This is a genomic window from Caulobacter sp. 73W (assembly GCF_041021955.1).
GTDB lineage: Bacteria > Pseudomonadota > Alphaproteobacteria > Caulobacterales > Caulobacteraceae > Caulobacter.
Genome location: NZ_CP158375.1, coordinates 3,326,989 through 3,342,934, shown reverse-complemented (window position 1 = coordinate 3,342,934; position 15,946 = coordinate 3,326,989). Strand labels below are relative to the sequence as shown.

Here is a 15,946-nt window from a genome sequence, read left to right as displayed (position 1 = left end):
CGCCGATGCCGAAGAGCCCGCCCCGGCGCCCGCCGGGGCGGGCTTTTTTCCTGGCCGGGCGCTCACGCCCCCAAGTATCGGCTCCCATCCGACCTTCAGGACGAACACCGGCGATCCTCGGCGTCGATCAGACGAGGAGGCCCGCATCACCGGAGCCATATACGGCGAGGATATCGACGCCGTAGGTCGCTGCGTCGGCCACGTCGGTCAAGAAGGCTTCATTCGCCAGGGCATAGACCCCCGTGTCCGCCTTGGCCGCCTCGCCCAGAAGCCACCCGGCCATGGCGGCCTTCGTCCCGATGCCGTCGAGGCCGTCGCCGCCATACGTGGCGAAGTACGCGTCGCGACCTCCCGAGAGGATCGCCGCCACGCGGGTGTCGTCCGGTTGCGTTCCAAAAATCTCGGCATAGGCGGCGCGGGTGGCCTCCAAGAGCGTGAGCGCTCCATACTCGGCCGTGAACGCCGCCTTGCCCTCGCCATCTCGACCAAGGTTCACCGCGAAATTAATGTAGCGGTTCTCCAGGTTGAACGTCTGGTAGTAGGCGCTGTTGAGGTTATTGGGATTGGGGCCATCTGGCGCAACCAGGTAGTTGAGGCCCGCAGCGGTGGGCACACGGCCGGTGAAGAACTGATACGAAAGCGTCGCCACCGAAGTGGTGGCGTCGGCGAGGTCGACGATCGTCGCGATCGCCTGATCCCTGCTCAACTCACCGCCCGTCACACGCGCGTTCAGGTCGTTGATCGCGATGGCGTTCACCCCCACGCTCGGGCGTTCCAGGATTTGCGTATAGGCGATCGTCACCGGAGCCTCGAGGGAAGGCGCGGCGATGGAGGCGGTTCGATCCTGAAATTTGAGGGTCTCGATCGCGACCAGTGTGTCCGTCCCCTCGCCGCCCGCCCGCAGGTCGCGGACGGAGATCGTGCCGACGGTGAGATCGACATCGGTCAGTCGATAGTCCTGGAAGCGCCCACTGTAGGCGGCCAGGTCGACACCGGCCCCGCCGTCGATCAGATCATCGCCGGCCCGCCCCTCGAAAACGTCGTCCCCATCGCCGCCGCGAAGTTGTTCGCCAAGGCCCGCGCCGAGGATCACGTCGGCGAAGGCGCTTCCAAGCACGTTCTCGAACCCGGAAAGCTGGTCGAGGCCGTGACCGCTGGCTCGTCCGGCCAGAAGATCGACGGTAACGCCCCGCGGCGCGTCAGCGTAGCTCACGGTGTCGCGGTCGGCGCCGCCGTCGAGGATGTCGTCGCCCGCCCCACCCTCGAGGAAGTCGGACTGCCCGCCGCCGTCGATGCGGTCGTTTCCGTCGCCGCCATACAGGCGATCGTCCATGCCCGCGCCGGTCAGGATGTCGTCGCCCGCGCCGCCGAACACCGCACCGCTGACCATTCCGCCCGCCGGCAATCCGCCAGCGGCCGGGGCCGCGTCGTAGATGTCCTCGCCGCCGCCCAGTTGCACCTGGCCCCAGACAGCGCCGCTGTTGGCAAAACGCTGGCCCTGACCGCCAATGAAGCTCACCTCCCCGTCCAGCGTGCCGAGGTTTGTGAAGAGCGGGATCACCGCCACCGGACCGTCGGCGAGGACCTGCAGGGCCGCGTCGGCGCGGATGAGCCCTCGGTTGATCCAGACGTCGTCTGAGTAGAACGGAGCCTTCCACAACACGCCCACCGACAGGACCTGGTCATCATTGCTCTCGACGCGGATTTCGCCCGTGTTCAGGAAACTGGCCGCGATGCCGGAGACGTCGAGACCGATGGCGTAAAGACTGTCGCTGAGCACGCGGATCTGTCCGCTGTTCACGATCTCCCCGCCGCCCAGCAGGCGCATGCCGACGGCTCCACCCTGCGAGGTCACGCCAAGAAAGCCGGCGTTGTCGAGAAGCGTGTTGAAGGCGGCTCCGGTCGAAATCCCCGCGCCATCGCCCGCGGCGAAGACCTCGACGCGTCCACGGTTGATGAAGCTGGGGGAGCCCGGATACCCGTAAAGAAAGCTGACCGGGGCGTCATTGGTGGCGTTCACGCTCACCACGCCGCTCGAAGCGATGGTCAGCGGCTTGGAGGACCATGCCGAGCCCAGCGTCATGATCGCCTGCTGCTGCGAGGCCGAACCCGCCGTCGAGAACCGGGCGTCGATCCGGCCCTCTATGGTCACGGCCGGACTGTCGACGGGACTGCTGCTCTGAATGACGAACGTCGTCTCGTTGACGGTGGAGACGACCTCTCCCGCGGGCAGGCGGTAGTCGGCGGTGATCACGGTCGTCATTACGGCCTCCCACAATACTGAAGCTCATCAAATGCGTGTGGAGGCGACGAGATGCACGCCGGCCTGCTTTGTCAGTCCCGCGACAGCGGTCTCAAAGCGGCCGCGGACCTTCAACCGCCGGAAAAGCCCCCGGCATTACGTCTGAAACCGAACCCCTATCTTAGGAAACCCAAGCGACATCGCCCCGGCATAGTTCAGCTGCTTGATCGGACCGCCATGCGGATGGCGCGAAAGGGCGGCGTGCGATCTTCTGGAGGATCCGCCATGCCAACGCCGAAGACCGTCCAATCGACGCCCGCCGCCAACCGACCGGACAGCCTGCGGTTCGTTCGCACGACGCATGCCGCGCTGGCGGTCGATGATATCGCCGGCGACGGAACGCCCATCGTCATGCTCCACGGAAACTCGTCGTGCCGCCAGGTCTTCGACAGGCAGCTGGCGAGCCCCCTCCTGAAAGGGCGGCGGATGGTGCGCCTGGACCTGCCCGGCCACGGCGCGTCCGGCGATGCGTTCGACCCCGTGCGCACCTACAACCGCTCCGGACTGGCCGAGTGTCTCCTGGAGGCGCTGGACGCGCTTGGGCTCGAGCGGGCGGTCATCGTGGGCTGGTCGCTTGGCGGCCATGTCGCCATCGAGATGCTGGCGCGGTTCGACGGACTTCGGGGCCTCGTGCTCACCGGAACCCCGCCCGTGCGCCCCGGCGGCTTCGCCGAGGGCTTCGTCACCTCCCCCGCCGCAGGCCTGCCAGCCAAGGCCGTCCTGTCCGTCGAGGAGGTCGAGGTCTTCGCGGAGACGATGTTCGGTGCCCCGCCGGAGGCTTTCCTTGGACGGGCCATCGCGCGCGCCGACCGTCGCTTCCGGCCGACGCTCTTCGAGGCCGCGCGTCGGGGAGACGGCCATGACCAAAGACGCGTGGTGGAGAACGCCAAGGTCCCCATCGCGGTCGTCAACGGCGCGCAAGATCCGCTGATCCGGCTGGATTATCTCGACGGCGTGTCGTGGGGAAATCTCTGGCGCGGCCAGTGTTTCAGGCTCGCTGGGGCCGGCCACGCGGCGCACTGGAGCGCCTCGGGGAAGTTCAACGCCCTGCTCGATCGGTTCATGGCCGACATCGACGGCGAGCCTTGAGCACGACGCCCGTCTAATCAATTCACGGCGCGAAGGCGGTCGTGGACAACGGCTCGATCTCGACCGTCCGACGCCGCCCGCCTATCCGCGGCGCGGCGGCGGAGCCATGGGCGGAAGCTTGGCGTCGCCGCGTCCGACCGCCTGGCGCAGGCGCTTTTGCGCGCCGCGAAGGCGCACCTCGGTGGAGCCCATCCGCGCCAGTTCCATCAGCGCCCGCGACTGGTCGGCGGTGAGGACGCGCGGCTTGCGGTCGATGACGCACAAGGAGCCCACGGGGTAGCCGTCCTCGTCGAGGATCGGCGCGCCGGCGTAGAAGCGAAAACCGTCGTCGGCGGCCACAGCCGGATTATCGGCGAAGCGCGGGTCGGTCGAGAGGTCCTCCACCGAGAACACGTCCTTGCGCATCAAGGTGTAGTTGCAAAAGGCCCAGCTTCGCGGCGTCTCGGCCATCTCCAGCCCAAGGCGCGACTTGAACCACTGGCGCGCCGGGGTGAGCAGGGTGACGAGCGAGATGGGCGCATCCAGCGCCCGCGCGGCCAGCCAGGTTAGGCGGTCGAAGGCCTCCTCGGGCGGCGTGTCTAGGAGGCCGGTGCGCTCCAGGGCCACCAGCCTCTGGGCCTCGTTGAGGGCGAGCGGGAACGGCGCCGCGGCGGGCGCGGCGGCGCCCTTGGCCAACGTGGCCCTGACGGCCTCCAAGGCTTCGGCGGGCGTCCCGAGCAAGCGCGCGGGCGGCGGATCGCCCGCCGAGGCTTTCCCCACGGCCAGGACCTCGGCGACCGAGGCGTCGGCCGCCAGGCGATGCAGTTGGTCGAGCCGCGTCGGATCGGCGCCGTCGACATCGAGGACCAGCAGGCGGGTCGGCGCGGCGCGGACGGCGCGTTCGGCCAGGAGCGGATCCTCGAACACGAGGATCTCGCCCTCGGCGAGACCGTCGGCCAGCTCGCGATAAAGCGGCGCGCTCTGCTTGGAGGCGGCCACGACGACGCGGACCGACGGCGGCGCGGCGGCGGCCACCGGCAGGTCGATCAGGCCCTCGACGTCGGCGCGGTAGACCCGACGATGTCCGCCCGGGGTCTTCCACGACGGCACCGAGCCACCCTCGATCAGCAGCTGCGCCGTTCGCGTCGACACCCCGAGGATCCTGGCGGCCTCGGCCGTGGTCAAAATGTCCTTGTCCATCTGGCCTTTCTGGCTCCTCGCCCGCTTCGGCGGGCGTTCGCGACATCCATCCCTAGCAAGTGGCGAGGGGTTTTTGCAAAATATTAGTATTGATGAATTTGATAGATTTGCTACTTAGATCCCGCCGCCGGCCATCGAGGCCATTCCCCCGCGGCGCTCCTCGCCACAGTCGATGGAGTTCAGCGGCCAGGCGCGCGAGGACGCGGGCCCGGCCTTCACTGGCGTGAACCCGGCCTTGCCGGGCGCATCGCGGGCTCGTCGAGCGACGGGACCGGACGCGTCCGCGCGCCGGTCCGCGCCGCCGGGACGACCTTGTGTCGTCCGCGAAGAGAAAGGACGAGCAGATGAACGATGCCGCACCTCCCCCGGCCGGATCGGCCGCCATCGCCGAACGTTACGACGTGATCGTCTGCGGCGCCGGATCCTCCGGCTCCGTGGTCGCCTCGAGGCTCTCGGAAAACCCCGACCTGAAGGTCCTCCTGCTGGAGGCCGGTCCCGACGACGAGGCCGAGACGGTCCTGGATCCGGCCCAGTGGCCCTTCAACCTGGGCTCCGAGCGCGACTGGGGCTTCCAGGCCGAGCCGAGCGCCCACGTCAATGGCCGCGCCTTGTCCATGTCCATGGGCAAGGGCCTGGGCGGCGGCTCCAGCGTCAACGTCATGGTCTGGGCGCGGGGCCACAAGAGCGACTGGGACGCCTACGCCGCCGAGGTCCAGGACGCGTCCTGGAACTACGAGAGCGTCCTTGGGGTCTATCGCCGCATCGAGAACTGGCGCGGCGCGCCCGACCCCAAGCGACGCGGGACGTCCGGTCCGGTCTGGGTGCAGCCGGCCCAAGATCCAAGCCCGCTGGCCCTGGCCATGCTCGACGCGGCCAACGAGGTGGGCGTGCCGACCTTCGACAGCCCCAACGGCGAGATGATGGAAGGCGCCGGCGGCGCGGCCATCACCGAGATGCTGGTGCGGGACGGACGGCGAAACTCGCTCTACCGCGCCTATGTGCGCCCCAACCTGGAGCGGCCCAACCTGACCGTGGTGACCGGCGCCCTGGTCTTGCGCGTCCTCATCGAGCAAGGCCGCGCCACCGGCGTGGAGGTGCTGCGCGGCGGCGAGCGGTTCGAGGTGCGCGCCAACCACGAGGTGGTGCTGAGCCTTGGGGCCATGCACACCCCCAAGGTGCTGATGCAATCGGGGATCGGTGAACGCGCCGAGCTGGAGCAAGTCGGCATCCCCGTTGTCCGCCACCTGCCGGGCGTCGGCGGCAACCTGCAAGACCACGTCTCGTTCGGCTGTGTCTGGGAGTACGAGGAGCCGATGGCGCCGCGCAACAGCGGCAGCGAAGCGACGCTCTACTGGAAGAGCCGTCCCGACCTGGAGGCCCCCGACCTGCTCTTTTGCCAGGTCGAGTTCCCCGTCCCCAGCGACAGGACCGCGGCGCGCGGCGTGCCGATGAACGGCTGGACCATGTTCGCGGGCCTGGCCCATCCCAAGAGCCGGGGCCGCGTGCGCCTCACCGGCTCCGACCCAGGCGCGCCGCTGCGCATCGAGGCGGGCATGCTGTCGGATCCAAGGGACCTGGAGGCGGGCCTGGCCTGCGTCAAGCTTTGCCGCGAGCTTGGGGCGGCGCGGGCGTTCTCGCCCTACGTGCGCGGCGAGGCCCTGCCGGGCGACCTGACGGGCGCCGCCCTGGAGGATTTCGTGCGCGACGCGGCGGTGACCTACTGGCACCAAAGCTGCACCGCCAAGATGGGAACCGACGACCTGTCGGTGGTCGAACTCCAGGCTGAAGGTCCACGGCGTCGAGGGCCTTCGCGTCGCCGACGCCTCGGTCTTCCCCCGCGTGCCGACCGGCAACACCCAGGCGCCTTGCGCCGTGGTCGGCGAGAAGGCCGCGCGGGCCATCATCGAGTACAACGGCTTCTAGGGCCGCGCGCCCTCACCGGTCGTCCGGCGCCGGGGGGCGGCCGGACGGCCGCCCCCTCCTCCACGCCGCTCGCCGGCCAGCCTCCTTTCCAAGATCATGCTCCATCGACACAGCTTCACGGACGCGCGCGCGTCGCTCCTGGACACGCCTTGCCCGCATCCCTCGCGGGTGCTCGTGGCCGGCTCGCCGGGCCCGCGGCGCGCCGCCATCGCCGATTACCTTGCCGAGCGTGGCTGCCACGCCTTTTGCTGCGCGCCGGAGGAGGCGCCGACGCAAGCGGCGCGGGCGCCCGCCAGCGTCGTCGTGCTGGATCTTCGGGCCAGCGCCTGCGACGACCTTCAATCCATCAGGTCCCTGCGCGACCGCTCACGCGCGCCGCTGATCGTGATCGGCGGACGCGACAAGGACGCCTTCGACCGCGCCTTGGCGCTGGAGATGGGCGCCGACGACGTGATGGCCGATCCGCTCGACCTTCGCGAGCTTCTAGCCCGAGCCCGGGCGATCCTGCGGCGCCAGGAACTGGCGCGGCGCGGCGGGGCGAGCGCGCCCACGGGCGGATACCGGTTCGAGGGCTGGGAGCTTCACCGCGCGACGCGGGTGCTCACCGACCCCTATGGACGGGTGGTCGCCTTGAGCCGCGCCAGCCACGCCTTGTTGATCGCCCTGCTGGAAGCGCCTCGGCGGGTGCAGACGCGCGCCCAACTGGTCGCCGCGACCCGCGCCCACGACGACGCCTTCGACCGAAGCATCGACGTGCAGGTCCTTCGCTTGCGCCGCAAGCTGGAGATCGACCCTCGACGCCCAAGGCTGATCCGCACCGAACGCGGTATCGGCTATCTGCTCGACGCGGCTGTGGAGCGGCTGTTCTGAGGCGGCGCCCGGCGTCGCCGGCGCCGGGCGACCATCGCGGGAGGAAGGCCACGAGGGCGCGACCGAAGCGGCGCCCGTGGGCCCAGGGGATGAAGCGCCCGGCGTCGTCGAACATGGCCAAGCGCGCCGCCGGAATGGACGAGGCCATCCGGGCCAAGCGCGCGGGCGGGATGAACGCGTCGCGCCGCGCCGATCACTGGCCGCCTCGCGCCCTGGGCGCGGCGCCTTGGCCAGGGTTCTGGCTCCACCCCAGGCGCTCCAGGAAGCTCTCCAGGAGGGCGGTGACGGCGCCGGGACGCTCCAGCGTGGCGGTGTGGCCGCAATCGCCGATGATCGCCAGCTCGGCGTCCATGAGGTCGGCCATGATCCGGCTCTCCTCGGCTGGGCGGGCCAGATCGACGGCGCCGCCGATGACCAGGCTCGGCGCCTCGATCCGCGTCAGGACCTCCAGATCGTCGGGTCGATCGAAGATCAGCCGTCCCAGCGGCGCGATCGTCGCCCGCAGAGCCGTCGGCGTGAAGACGTCCATGGCCTCGCGCAGCCGCTCGACCAGATCCGGGCGCGCCTTGCTCGCGCCAGGCGCGAAGAACAGCGGCGCGATCACCAGGGCGGTCTCGTCGTCGATCCGGCCAAGGCTCGCCACCCGATCGAGGATCGCCCCATAGGCTGCGCGCTTGGGGGGCGGCTCCTCGCCCAGGTAGCTATTGAGCAGGACGAGGCCCGCCACGCGTTCGGGGGCCATGGCGGCCAGGTGCGCGCCCCACATGCCGCCCAGCGACAGGCCGACAACCACGCAGCGGTCGATCCTGCGCGCGTCGAGGACCCGAAGCATCTGCCGGGCGATGTCGGCCAAGCAGCGCGTGTCGCGCGGCATGGGGCCCGAGCGGCCGTGCCCCCACATGTCCGGGATGATCAGGCGCCGGCCGCGCGCCAGGGCGGGGATCTGAGGCGACCAAAGGCTCCAGTCCCAAAGAAAGCCGTGGCCCAGCAGGACCGCCGGCCCCTCGCCCAGGTCGATCAGGGACAGGCGGCCGCCGTCGATGGCGACCTCGTGGAAATGTTCGGCGACCTCATCCATTGGTGGCTCTCCTCGTTTATGGGCGAGCCTTGGTGGTGGTCGACGGTTACGCGGCGGCTACGGGACGCCGCGCGCGCGGTTTCGCCTGAAACGCCAACGGGCTACTCGCCCGCCGCTCCGTCCGGCGACCAACGGCCGGTCTTGCCGTAGAGCGTGTCGCGAAGCTCCCGCACCTTGCCGTTGAGGTCGCCCAGCGCCTCGGGCGTCTGGCCGGAGGCGGCCAGGAGCGCCTCGCCCAGGCATCCCGCGCGCTCGCGCATGGCCCGTCCATCGTCGGCGAGTTCCACGATCACCTGGCGCGCGTTGGCGGGGTTGCGGGCGCGCCGCACCAGCCCCGCGGCCTCCAGGCGTTGCAGCAGGGGTGTGAGGGTGCTCGGCTCGAGGGCCAAGTGGTCGGCGATGTCGCCCACCGTGCGGCCGTCGCGGCTCCAAAGGACATTGAGCACCAGGTACTGCGGATAGGTCAGGCCCAGCTCGTCGAGCAGCGGCTTGTAGGCGCGCTGGATGGCGATCCCCGCCGAATAGACGGCGTAGCAGAGCTGGTCCTCCAGGGGCGGAGGGGCGGAGGGGCGGCGTTTCATGTCGGTCTCGTGCAAGAAAGATCGCTTATCGCGATAATAATAGCTTGCATCCCCGGAAACGCCAGGGTAGCTAACATTTATCGCGATAACCGTTGTCGCGGCGGACGGGAGGCCAAGCCGGCCTCCAGTCCTCCCGTCGAGATTTTCAAGAAGGAACGACGCCATGACCCGCACGATCAAGTCCGCCATCATCGCCGCCGCCGCCGCGACCGCCGTCTTCGGCGCCGCGCAGGCCCAAGACGCCCAGACCCAGAACGTCCAGGCCAAGGCCGCCGCGCCGGTCAAGAACATCGTCCTGGTCCACGGCGCCTTCGCCGACGCCTCGGGCTGGCGCGGGGTCTACGACGAGCTGACCCGCCGCGGGTACCGCGTGAGCATGGTGCAAAACCCCCTGACCTCGCTGGCCGACGACGTGGCCGCCACCCGCCGCGTCCTGGCCCGCCAGGAAGGCCCCTCCATCCTGGTCGGCCACTCCTACGGCGGCACGGTGATCACCGAGGCCGGTTCGGGCCCGGACGTGGCCGGTCTGGTCTATGTCGCCGCGCTGGCGCCGGACGCCGGAGAATCGACGGGCGACCAGTTCGCGCGGATTCCGGCGCCCGAAGGCTTCGTCATCGAACCGCAAAAGGACGGTTTTGGCTTCGTCAACGGCCCTAAGTTCAAGAGCGGCTTCGCCGCCGACGTGAGCGACGCCGACGCGGCCTTCATGCGCGACAGCCAGGTGCCCATCAACATGGCCGCCTTCGGCGACAAGGTCTCGAAGGCCGCCTGGCGCGCCAAGCCCAGCTGGTTCGTGGTCGCCACCGAGGACGGCGCCATCGATCCCAAGCTGCTGCGCCAGACCGCCACGCGGATCGGGGCGACGACCCGCGAGGTCGAGGGCAGCCACGTGGTCTTCATCAGCAAGCCCAAGGCCGTCGCCGACGTCATCGACGAGGCGGCCCGCCACGCGGCCCACGCCGCGCGCTAGCCACGAACGAGACGCTCCAGGCGTCGGCGGCGTCGGGCGAAAGCCCGGCGCCGCCTTGCTGTTGGAAGGACCAAGCTAGCCGGTCTCACCGACGGCCGCCTGGGCGTCCTCCCCCACGAACCCGTCCTCGTCGCCGCCCCGCGCCGGCCCCTGAAGTCGGCGCCATGCGCCTGGACTGACCCCGCATTCGCGCTTGAACGCCTTGGAAAGATGGCTCTGGTCGGCGAAGCCCACGGCCGCGGCCACCTGGGCGATGGCGAGGGTCTCCTCGGCCAGCAGCCGGCGCGCCTCGTCGATGCGCGCGGCCAGGCGCCAGCGGTGCGGGGTGCAACCGGTCGTCACCTTGAAGGCCTTGGCGAAATAAGCGGCCGAAAGACCGCATTCGTCGGCCACCGCCTGGACGCCGCGATCTAGGCAAAGATCGGTGGACAACAGCCGCTTGGCCCGCGCCGCCTGCCAGGGGGCGAGCCCGCCCTGGCGCACCGAGGCGTCGTCCAGCGCCCCGAAGGCGCGGACCGCCTGCAGGCAGCAGGCCTGGACCAGGTGGCGAAAATAGAGCGGCTCGCCGGCGCCGTCGTCCAGGCCCTGGGCGACCACGGCGGCCAGGCGGGCGACAGCGGGGTCGGGCACGCCCCAGCGCGTCGCCTCGCCGGCGCCGCCCCGCAGCGCCGCGCCCGCGTCGGACGCCAGATCCTCCATCGCCTTGCGGTCGATGGTCAGCAGCAGAAGATCGAGCGGCCCGTCGAGCAAGCCGGCATGCTCGACGCTGGGCCCCAGCACGCAAAAGTCCCCAGGCCCGACCTGGGCGGCCCGCCAGCGCTTGTCATCCGTCCATCGGTCGTGCGAGGCGCAGACGCGGAGCGGAACGAGGATGCAATGGGCCTGGCGGGCGGCGGCGACGATCCTGACCGGCGCCCCCCGGCGCTCGCTGACCAGGCGGTTGACGGCGATCCTGGAGCGGCGCGTGCACACCCAATGGGTGCGTGAGCCCGAGGGCAAGAGATCCGAGCACGACAGCGCGCGCGCCGGTGCGACGCGGCCACGCCCTTGGTCCTGCGTGAGGTTCAGGCGCCGCGGCGGCGCGTTCAGTGAAGTCATGGCGAGCGGCGTCCCTTCCGGCGGGCCAAGGCGCCCGCGGGCGACGTCATCGGCCCGGCCGGCGACGGGGCGATTACGCCTGGGCGCATACGGGTTACGGCTGTAGCGAGGCGGCGCGCTCGCGGGGGACTCAGCGCGCCGCCGGGCAATGGCGATAGCGCGCGGCGCGGCGTCCCGCCGGCGGACGCTCGGCCACGTTCGGGCGCACCTCGACGATCTCGAAGGTTTGCCGATCGAGGACCCGCAGGTAAGGCCGGCCGGTCTCGCGCCACCGGCCGTCCTCGACGAGGCAGGCCTGGCGAAGACGCTGGACGCCCTGGAGGCTCCAGAGCACTTCGGTTCGGCATCGCCCGGCATGCGCAGATTGCAGCGTGACGCCATCGTAGGTCTTGGCCCGCGCGGCGGTCGAGTCGCATCGCCGCGCGGCCTCGACATAAAGGCCGCGTCGAATATCCAACACGTCGGACGCGCCGCCGCTGGCGAACGCCGACTCGGCGGGACCGCTCGCCGCCCAGGCGGCGAGGATCGATGCGGCGCACACGCGAGTGAAGCGTAGGATCACTTGTGCCAGCAGAAGGCGGACGGATACTGGGGCGCCCCATACTCGGGGGTCGCGTACTGGGGCGTCGCGTATTGGGGCGTCGCGTACGCCCCTTCGGCGCGCTCGGTCTGAACGGCCCGCGCCGCGTCGGCAACCTCGCCCAGGACCGCGTCGCGACAGCTATCGCGGTTGCTCAGAGGGCTTCGAAGGCCATAGCCGCACAGCTGACGGGCGGCGCGCTTGGCGCGCTGGCGCAAGGTGGCCTGGTCTTCGGGGCGGGACAGGTCCAGGTCGCCGATGCGCACCTTGGCGTCGCCAGCCGCGTTGGCCGGCGCCGCCGCCACGCAAAGCGCGAGGGACGCCGCCAGACCCACGAAGGCGGCGGCCGTCTTCGCCGAAGATTTGGTTCTGAGGATAGTGGACATGACGAGGGGCTCCGTTGGGGGGATGGAAAAGCGGCGCCCTCATGCCCTCGCCCTGGCCCCCCTGGCGTGTAATCGACTGCGCTTGAATGTACCGGCCTGCGGTCGCGGACCGCCCGCGCGGCTTGCCAGGGGCCCACGGCGCGGCCAGCGACCGAAGGCGACAGAAACGGACAATCCGCGCTGCGCCGCCGACGGCTAGGGATCGCGGCAGGTCAAACCCTGGACATGCCATGAGCCCTTGTTCCTTACGCCGCCGCCGCGGCGACGCTCCGCGAGCGGCCCCCGACGCCAAGGAGCCGATCGCGTGTCGCCTCGCGGGCGCCCTCGCCCCGACCTGCACGACCGGCGCCCTGGCGTTCCTCGGCGCGATGGTTTGGCGCGCCAAGGGCGAGCCGTTGGGATGGGACGAGCCTGGCCGCGCGGCGCTCGTCACGCTCATGGGGACGAGCCCGCCGCTGGGCGCCTGGTCGGCCCTGGGGGACGCGCGCCTCCTGGGGCTCGTCTGCGCCATCGCCACCCTCGTCGGGCTTGCGGGCGGACGGGCGCGCGCCGGCGTTATTGTCTGGTGCGCAGGGCTCGCCGCCTTATCGTCGAGCTTCTTCCTCAAGGCCATGCTCGATCGGCCGCGTCCGCCCGGCGCCTGCGAGGCGGGCGCGAGCTTTCCGTCCACCCACGCGGCGATGGCCGCCGCGGTCTGGCTGACCCTGGCCCTGGCGGCCACGCGGGGCTCGCCGCGCCTGCGCGCGCCGATCGTAGCCGGGGCCTTCTGCGCCGCGTTCATGGCCGCCGCGGCGGGGGTCGCCTCCGGACGCCACTGGCCAAGCGACGCCCTCGGCGGGGTGTTGCTCGGCGTCGCGGTGGCGGGGCTGGCGGCGCGCGCGATCGACCGGCAGCCCCGCCCGTGACCGCGGGGCTCGCTTCTCGATCACAGATTCCGGGAAAGAGACGAGCGGCAGGCGCACGGCGGGGAAAGGCTGGCCATCGACGGGCGCCGCTCAACCCGCGCCGTCGACGACCAGCCGGCTCGGCCCCTCGATCGAAAGGGGGCAAGGGGCCGGCGCCCGACGCCTGGGGGAAGCGCGGCGGGCCCCATCCCTATCGCCGATCCCTCATGCATCCCGCGCTGCCTTTTCTGTCGGCTTTAGTCGGTTCCGGTCGCCGCGCGCCGGCAAGCGACGCCCTTGGGGGACCGGCGCGAGTCCAATCGGCCCGAAAGCGCAGAAAGATCAAAGGCGCGCCAGGAACGCGCCATCGCGGGCGGGCGCGTCTGGCTAGAGGTGGCGTCCCCATCATCGCGCAAGGAAGATTTCATGACCGTTCCATCCGCCGCGGCTCCGCGCGCGGGCCATCGCCTGCCGGCCGCCGGCCTGCTCGCCGTTGGTCTGGCCGCCATCGGTCTGGCCAGCTGTCATCCCTCGGCCCCTGCGACGCCATCGACGACCGAAGTGGTCGGGCCCGACGATATCGCGATCGGCCGTCACCTAGTGGCGCTTTCGGGGTGCAACGATTGTCACACCGCCGGCTACCTGGAGGGCGAGGTTCCCGAAAGCCAGTGGCTGAAGGGCGCGCCCATCGGTTTCAAAGGCCCTTGGGGGATCAGCTACGCCGCCAACCTTCGCCTGAGCACCGCCTCCATGAGCGAGGACGACTGGGTGACCATGGCCGCCACGCGAGACGGCCGCCCGCCCATGCCGTGGCCGAGCCTCAAGGCCATGACCGACCGCGAGCGCCGGGCGCTCTATCGATATATCAAAAGCCTTGGCGAGCCTGGGGAGCCGGCGCCGCAGGGCCTGGCGCCCGGCGTCGCGGCCAGGACGCCCGTCGTCGACATGACCCCGCGCTGACCCATGGGGTTCACGCGCACGGCCTTGGCCCGGCTTGGGCCGCCGAGCCTGGACCATCTCATCCAGGGGATCGGACTCTGGGGGCCGCTCATGAAAACCGCGCCCCGACTGCTTGGTCTGCTGGCCCTGCTCTGGGTAGGCGTCCTGGCCGCCGCGCTCATCGTCTCGACGGCGATCCACCGGCGGCCGCGCCGCTAGGACGGCGCCTCAAGCAAGCCATCGGCCAAAACGTTCGCCGTTTCGCCCCAGAGCGCCGGCGACCCGCGGGCCTCCAGGCGAAGGCCCGCGCTCGATCCTCACCAAGCCAGGTGAAGCTCGTCGAGGCCCCGGATTCCGGCGTAGCCGCGAAGTTTGGGCGGCGATCCGATGAGCCGCATCGTCGGAAAACGTCGGCTGAGCGCCATGAGGCATTCCTCGAGCTCGGCGCGCGCCAGGGCCTCGCCCAGGCAGCGGTGGACGCCGCCGCCAAACGCGACCGGCCATCGCGGCTGATCGGCGCGATGGATGTCGAACCGGTCGGGATCGGCGAAACGGCCGGGATCGCGAAGGGCCGACAAGGTGGAGAGCGACACCATGCGGCCAGCCGGGATGGTGAAGCCGTCCAGAACGATGTCCTCCAGCGAAAAGCGCGGAACCGATCCCACCGGCGGATCATAACGCAGCGCCTCCGAGACCGCGGCGGCGCTCAGTCGGGGATCCGCGGCGAACAGGCTCCACGGGCAGCCATGGGCCAAGGTCAGGGCGACGACGGAGGCGATGGCGGTGCGCGTGGTGTCGCTGCCGCCGAGGATTACGGTGGCCAGCTGCGCCTTGGCCTCGGCCTGGGATAGCTCGCCGACGAACACGCTCTCCAACAAGCCCGAAAGCCCCGCGCCCGCCTGCGCCGCGCTCGGCGCCGCGTCGAGCAGCGCCTCGGCGTAGCGCGTGAGGCTCTCGGCGCCCTCGATCATCTGGGGGATGTCCTGGGCCGGCGAGGCGGCGGAGAAGGCGGGCGACACTTGGTAGACCCAGCGGGAGAATTCCGGAGCATCCTTGGCGGGCGCGCCCAGCACGTGGCTGATGACCAGCGGCGGAAGGGGGGCCGCGAAGCGGCTGACCAGCTCCACCTCTCCATCATTCTCGAACTCGTCGATCAGGCTCTCGGCCAGGGAGCGGATGAGGGGGCGCAAGGCGTCGATGGCGCGGGCCGACATCATGCGCGACATGGGCGCGCGGCGCGGCTTATGCCGGGGAGCGTTGGACAACAGCATCGAGGTCGAAAGCAGGTCATGCAGCGCGCCCTGGGGAACGCCCCGGATGGCCGCGTAGGTCGCGCCATCGAGCTGCTGGGTGCGAGGGTCGAACAAAAGGTCCTCGACGCCGTCGGCCCGCAGGACGATGCAGACGCCGTCGTCGCGCTCGATGGCGGGCGCGGCGGCGCGCCAGCGGCGCAGGGCCTCGTGGGGATTGGCGTCCAGCTCTGCGTGGCTGACGACAGGCAGGCTCGAGGCTTTGGGGATCGGGTCCTGGGACAATGGGGGCCTCCGCTTCAAGGGGATCGGGACATCCCGCCCGGCCCGATCGGCGCCCCGTTCGTTGACCGTCGACGCGGGGTCGAAGAGCGGCAACGCGGGGGCGACGTCCATCGGTCAGGCGGGCGCGGGACGTCCCCAAACCGGAGACCGCGCCGCGCCCGCAATCGACGACAGGCCCGTTACGGGACGATGCCGCCTGGCCGCCGTTCGACTTCAGCTGAAACCTCGGGGCGTTAAGCCCCACCCCAATCGTTCGACGACCCGTGTCCCGCCATCGACAAGGCAGGCCCCCGGCCGCGCTACATCTGAAACACATCGCCCGGTCTTGGACATGATCCGGCCGCGCCGCGCGCCCACGGTCACCCTTGAGCGTTCACGAAAGACGCCAATCGCGTTTCGATCACGAAAGGATCGCCCAATGACTCTCGTCCGCCTTGGCCTCGCGATCGGCCTTTTGGCCGCCACTCAAGCCCACGCCTCGTCTCCCAACGCCTGGGCCGATCTGCGGCGCCGGTCCGATAGCGCTTGCTTG

General features: G+C 70.7%; 14 protein-coding genes and 1 pseudogene. 7 read left to right on the top strand and 8 right to left on the bottom strand.

Annotated features, from left to right (window positions below; genetic code table 11):
• Nucleotides 1-127 precede the first annotated feature (127 nt).
• The gene (locus ABOZ73_RS15940) at nt 128-2,263 is read right to left on the bottom strand and encodes a hypothetical protein (RefSeq protein ID WP_369059104.1); all 2,136 of its coding nucleotides are present in this window, start codon (nt 2,261-2,263) and stop codon (nt 128-130) included.
• Nucleotides 2,264-2,527: 264 nt separating this feature from the next.
• Here ABOZ73_RS15940 and ABOZ73_RS15935 point away from each other — a divergent pair, with 264 nt between their 5' ends.
• Nucleotides 2,528-3,391 carry an alpha/beta fold hydrolase gene (locus ABOZ73_RS15935; protein ID WP_369059103.1) on the top strand — a complete coding sequence of 288 codons (864 nt, stop codon included), beginning with the start codon at nt 2,528-2,530 and terminating at the stop codon, nt 3,389-3,391.
• A gap of 81 nt (nt 3,392-3,472) precedes the next feature.
• Here the strand turns inward: ABOZ73_RS15935 and ABOZ73_RS15930 are convergent, their stop codons facing one another.
• The gene (locus tag ABOZ73_RS15930; RefSeq protein WP_369059102.1) at nt 3,473-4,570 is read right to left on the bottom strand and encodes a GAF domain-containing protein; all 1,098 of its coding nucleotides are present in this window, start codon (nt 4,568-4,570) and stop codon (nt 3,473-3,475) included.
• Between the two features lie 344 nt (nt 4,571-4,914).
• On the opposite strand from ABOZ73_RS15930, the pseudogene ABOZ73_RS15925 reads away from it, so the two are divergent.
• The 3 genes and pseudogenes from ABOZ73_RS15925 to ABOZ73_RS15915 all read left to right on the top strand — a co-directional run.
• A pseudogene (locus ABOZ73_RS15925) lies at nt 4,915-6,285 on the top strand (GMC family oxidoreductase); the annotation flags it as partial.
• Nucleotides 6,286-6,352: 67 nt separating this feature from the next.
• On the top strand, nt 6,353-6,493 hold the full coding sequence (locus ABOZ73_RS15920) for a GMC oxidoreductase (RefSeq protein WP_369062562.1): 141 nt from the start codon (nt 6,353-6,355) through the stop codon (nt 6,491-6,493).
• A gap of 96 nt (nt 6,494-6,589) precedes the next feature.
• On the top strand, nt 6,590-7,363 hold the full coding sequence (locus ABOZ73_RS15915; protein ID WP_369059101.1) for a winged helix-turn-helix domain-containing protein: 774 nt from the start codon (nt 6,590-6,592) through the stop codon (nt 7,361-7,363).
• Between the two features lie 193 nt (nt 7,364-7,556).
• Here ABOZ73_RS15915 and ABOZ73_RS15910 read toward each other — a convergent pair whose 3' ends face one another.
• Together ABOZ73_RS15910 and ABOZ73_RS15905 are read right to left on the bottom strand one after the other, a co-directional pair.
• A complete protein-coding gene (locus ABOZ73_RS15910; protein ID WP_369059100.1) occupies nt 7,557-8,441 on the bottom strand; it encodes an alpha/beta fold hydrolase in 885 nt (294 codons plus the stop codon).
• A gap of 101 nt (nt 8,442-8,542) precedes the next feature.
• Nucleotides 8,543-9,022 (bottom strand): MarR family winged helix-turn-helix transcriptional regulator, encoded by a 480-nt coding sequence (locus tag ABOZ73_RS15905; RefSeq protein WP_369059099.1) that lies wholly within the window; start codon nt 9,020-9,022, stop codon nt 8,543-8,545.
• A gap of 163 nt (nt 9,023-9,185) precedes the next feature.
• Here ABOZ73_RS15905 and ABOZ73_RS15900 point away from each other — a divergent pair, with 163 nt between their 5' ends.
• Nucleotides 9,186-9,992 carry an alpha/beta fold hydrolase gene (locus tag ABOZ73_RS15900; protein ID WP_369059098.1) on the top strand — a complete coding sequence of 269 codons (807 nt, stop codon included), beginning with the start codon at nt 9,186-9,188 and terminating at the stop codon, nt 9,990-9,992.
• Nucleotides 9,993-10,067: 75 nt separating this feature from the next.
• Here ABOZ73_RS15900 and ABOZ73_RS15895 read toward each other — a convergent pair whose 3' ends face one another.
• The 3 genes from ABOZ73_RS15895 to ABOZ73_RS15885 form a co-directional block, all read right to left on the bottom strand.
• The gene (locus ABOZ73_RS15895) at nt 10,068-11,090 is read right to left on the bottom strand and encodes a helix-turn-helix domain-containing protein (RefSeq protein WP_369059097.1); all 1,023 of its coding nucleotides are present in this window, start codon (nt 11,088-11,090) and stop codon (nt 10,068-10,070) included.
• A 130-nt stretch (nt 11,091-11,220) separates the two neighbouring features.
• Entirely contained in the window at nt 11,221-11,652 is a 432-nt protein-coding gene (locus ABOZ73_RS15890) for a hypothetical protein (RefSeq protein WP_369059096.1), read from the bottom strand.
• Nucleotides 11,649-12,056 carry a UrcA family protein gene (locus ABOZ73_RS15885; RefSeq protein ID WP_369059095.1) on the bottom strand — a complete coding sequence of 136 codons (408 nt, stop codon included), beginning with the start codon at nt 12,054-12,056 and terminating at the stop codon, nt 11,649-11,651. The genes ABOZ73_RS15890 and ABOZ73_RS15885 overlap by 4 nt, the downstream gene beginning before the upstream one ends.
• A gap of 230 nt (nt 12,057-12,286) precedes the next feature.
• On the opposite strand from ABOZ73_RS15885, the gene ABOZ73_RS15880 reads away from it, so the two are divergent.
• Nucleotides 12,287-12,961 (top strand): phosphatase PAP2 family protein, encoded by a 675-nt coding sequence (locus tag ABOZ73_RS15880; protein ID WP_369059094.1) that lies wholly within the window; start codon nt 12,287-12,289, stop codon nt 12,959-12,961.
• 405 nt (nt 12,962-13,366) lie between these two features.
• On the top strand, nt 13,367-13,900 hold the full coding sequence (locus ABOZ73_RS15875) for a c-type cytochrome (RefSeq protein ID WP_369059093.1): 534 nt from the start codon (nt 13,367-13,369) through the stop codon (nt 13,898-13,900).
• 296 nt (nt 13,901-14,196) lie between these two features.
• On the opposite strand, the gene ABOZ73_RS15870 is transcribed toward ABOZ73_RS15875, so the two are convergent.
• Complete coding sequence (locus ABOZ73_RS15870; RefSeq protein ID WP_369059092.1) at nt 14,197-15,414, bottom strand: cytochrome P450; 1,218 nt, start codon at nt 15,412-15,414, stop codon at nt 14,197-14,199.
• Between the last annotated feature and the right edge of the window lie 532 nt (nt 15,415-15,946).

Bases quoted from the DNA above. Each gene is read 5' to 3' on its own strand.
- ABOZ73_RS15910 (WP_369059100.1), bottom strand. From the start codon at position 8,441: ATGGATGAGGTCGCCGAACATTTCCACGAGGTCGCCATCGACGGCGGC.
- ABOZ73_RS15895 (WP_369059097.1), bottom strand. From the start codon at position 11,090: ATGACTTCACTGAACGCGCCGCCGCGGCGCCTGAACCTCACGCAGGAC.
- ABOZ73_RS15900 (WP_369059098.1), top strand. From the start codon at position 9,186: ATGACCCGCACGATCAAGTCCGCCATCATCGCCGCCGCCGCCGCGACC.
- ABOZ73_RS15930 (WP_369059102.1), bottom strand. From the start codon at position 4,570: ATGGACAAGGACATTTTGACCACGGCCGAGGCCGCCAGGATCCTCGGG.
- ABOZ73_RS15885 (WP_369059095.1), bottom strand. From the start codon at position 12,056: ATGTCCACTATCCTCAGAACCAAATCTTCGGCGAAGACGGCCGCCGCC.
- ABOZ73_RS15935 (WP_369059103.1), top strand. From the start codon at position 2,528: ATGCCAACGCCGAAGACCGTCCAATCGACGCCCGCCGCCAACCGACCG.
- ABOZ73_RS15880 (WP_369059094.1), top strand. From the start codon at position 12,287: ATGAGCCCTTGTTCCTTACGCCGCCGCCGCGGCGACGCTCCGCGAGCG.
- ABOZ73_RS15940 (WP_369059104.1), bottom strand. From the start codon at position 2,263: ATGACGACCGTGATCACCGCCGACTACCGCCTGCCCGCGGGAGAGGTC.
- ABOZ73_RS15875 (WP_369059093.1), top strand. From the start codon at position 13,367: ATGACCGTTCCATCCGCCGCGGCTCCGCGCGCGGGCCATCGCCTGCCG.
- ABOZ73_RS15915 (WP_369059101.1), top strand. From the start codon at position 6,590: ATGCTCCATCGACACAGCTTCACGGACGCGCGCGCGTCGCTCCTGGAC.
- ABOZ73_RS15905 (WP_369059099.1), bottom strand. From the start codon at position 9,022: ATGAAACGCCGCCCCTCCGCCCCTCCGCCCCTGGAGGACCAGCTCTGC.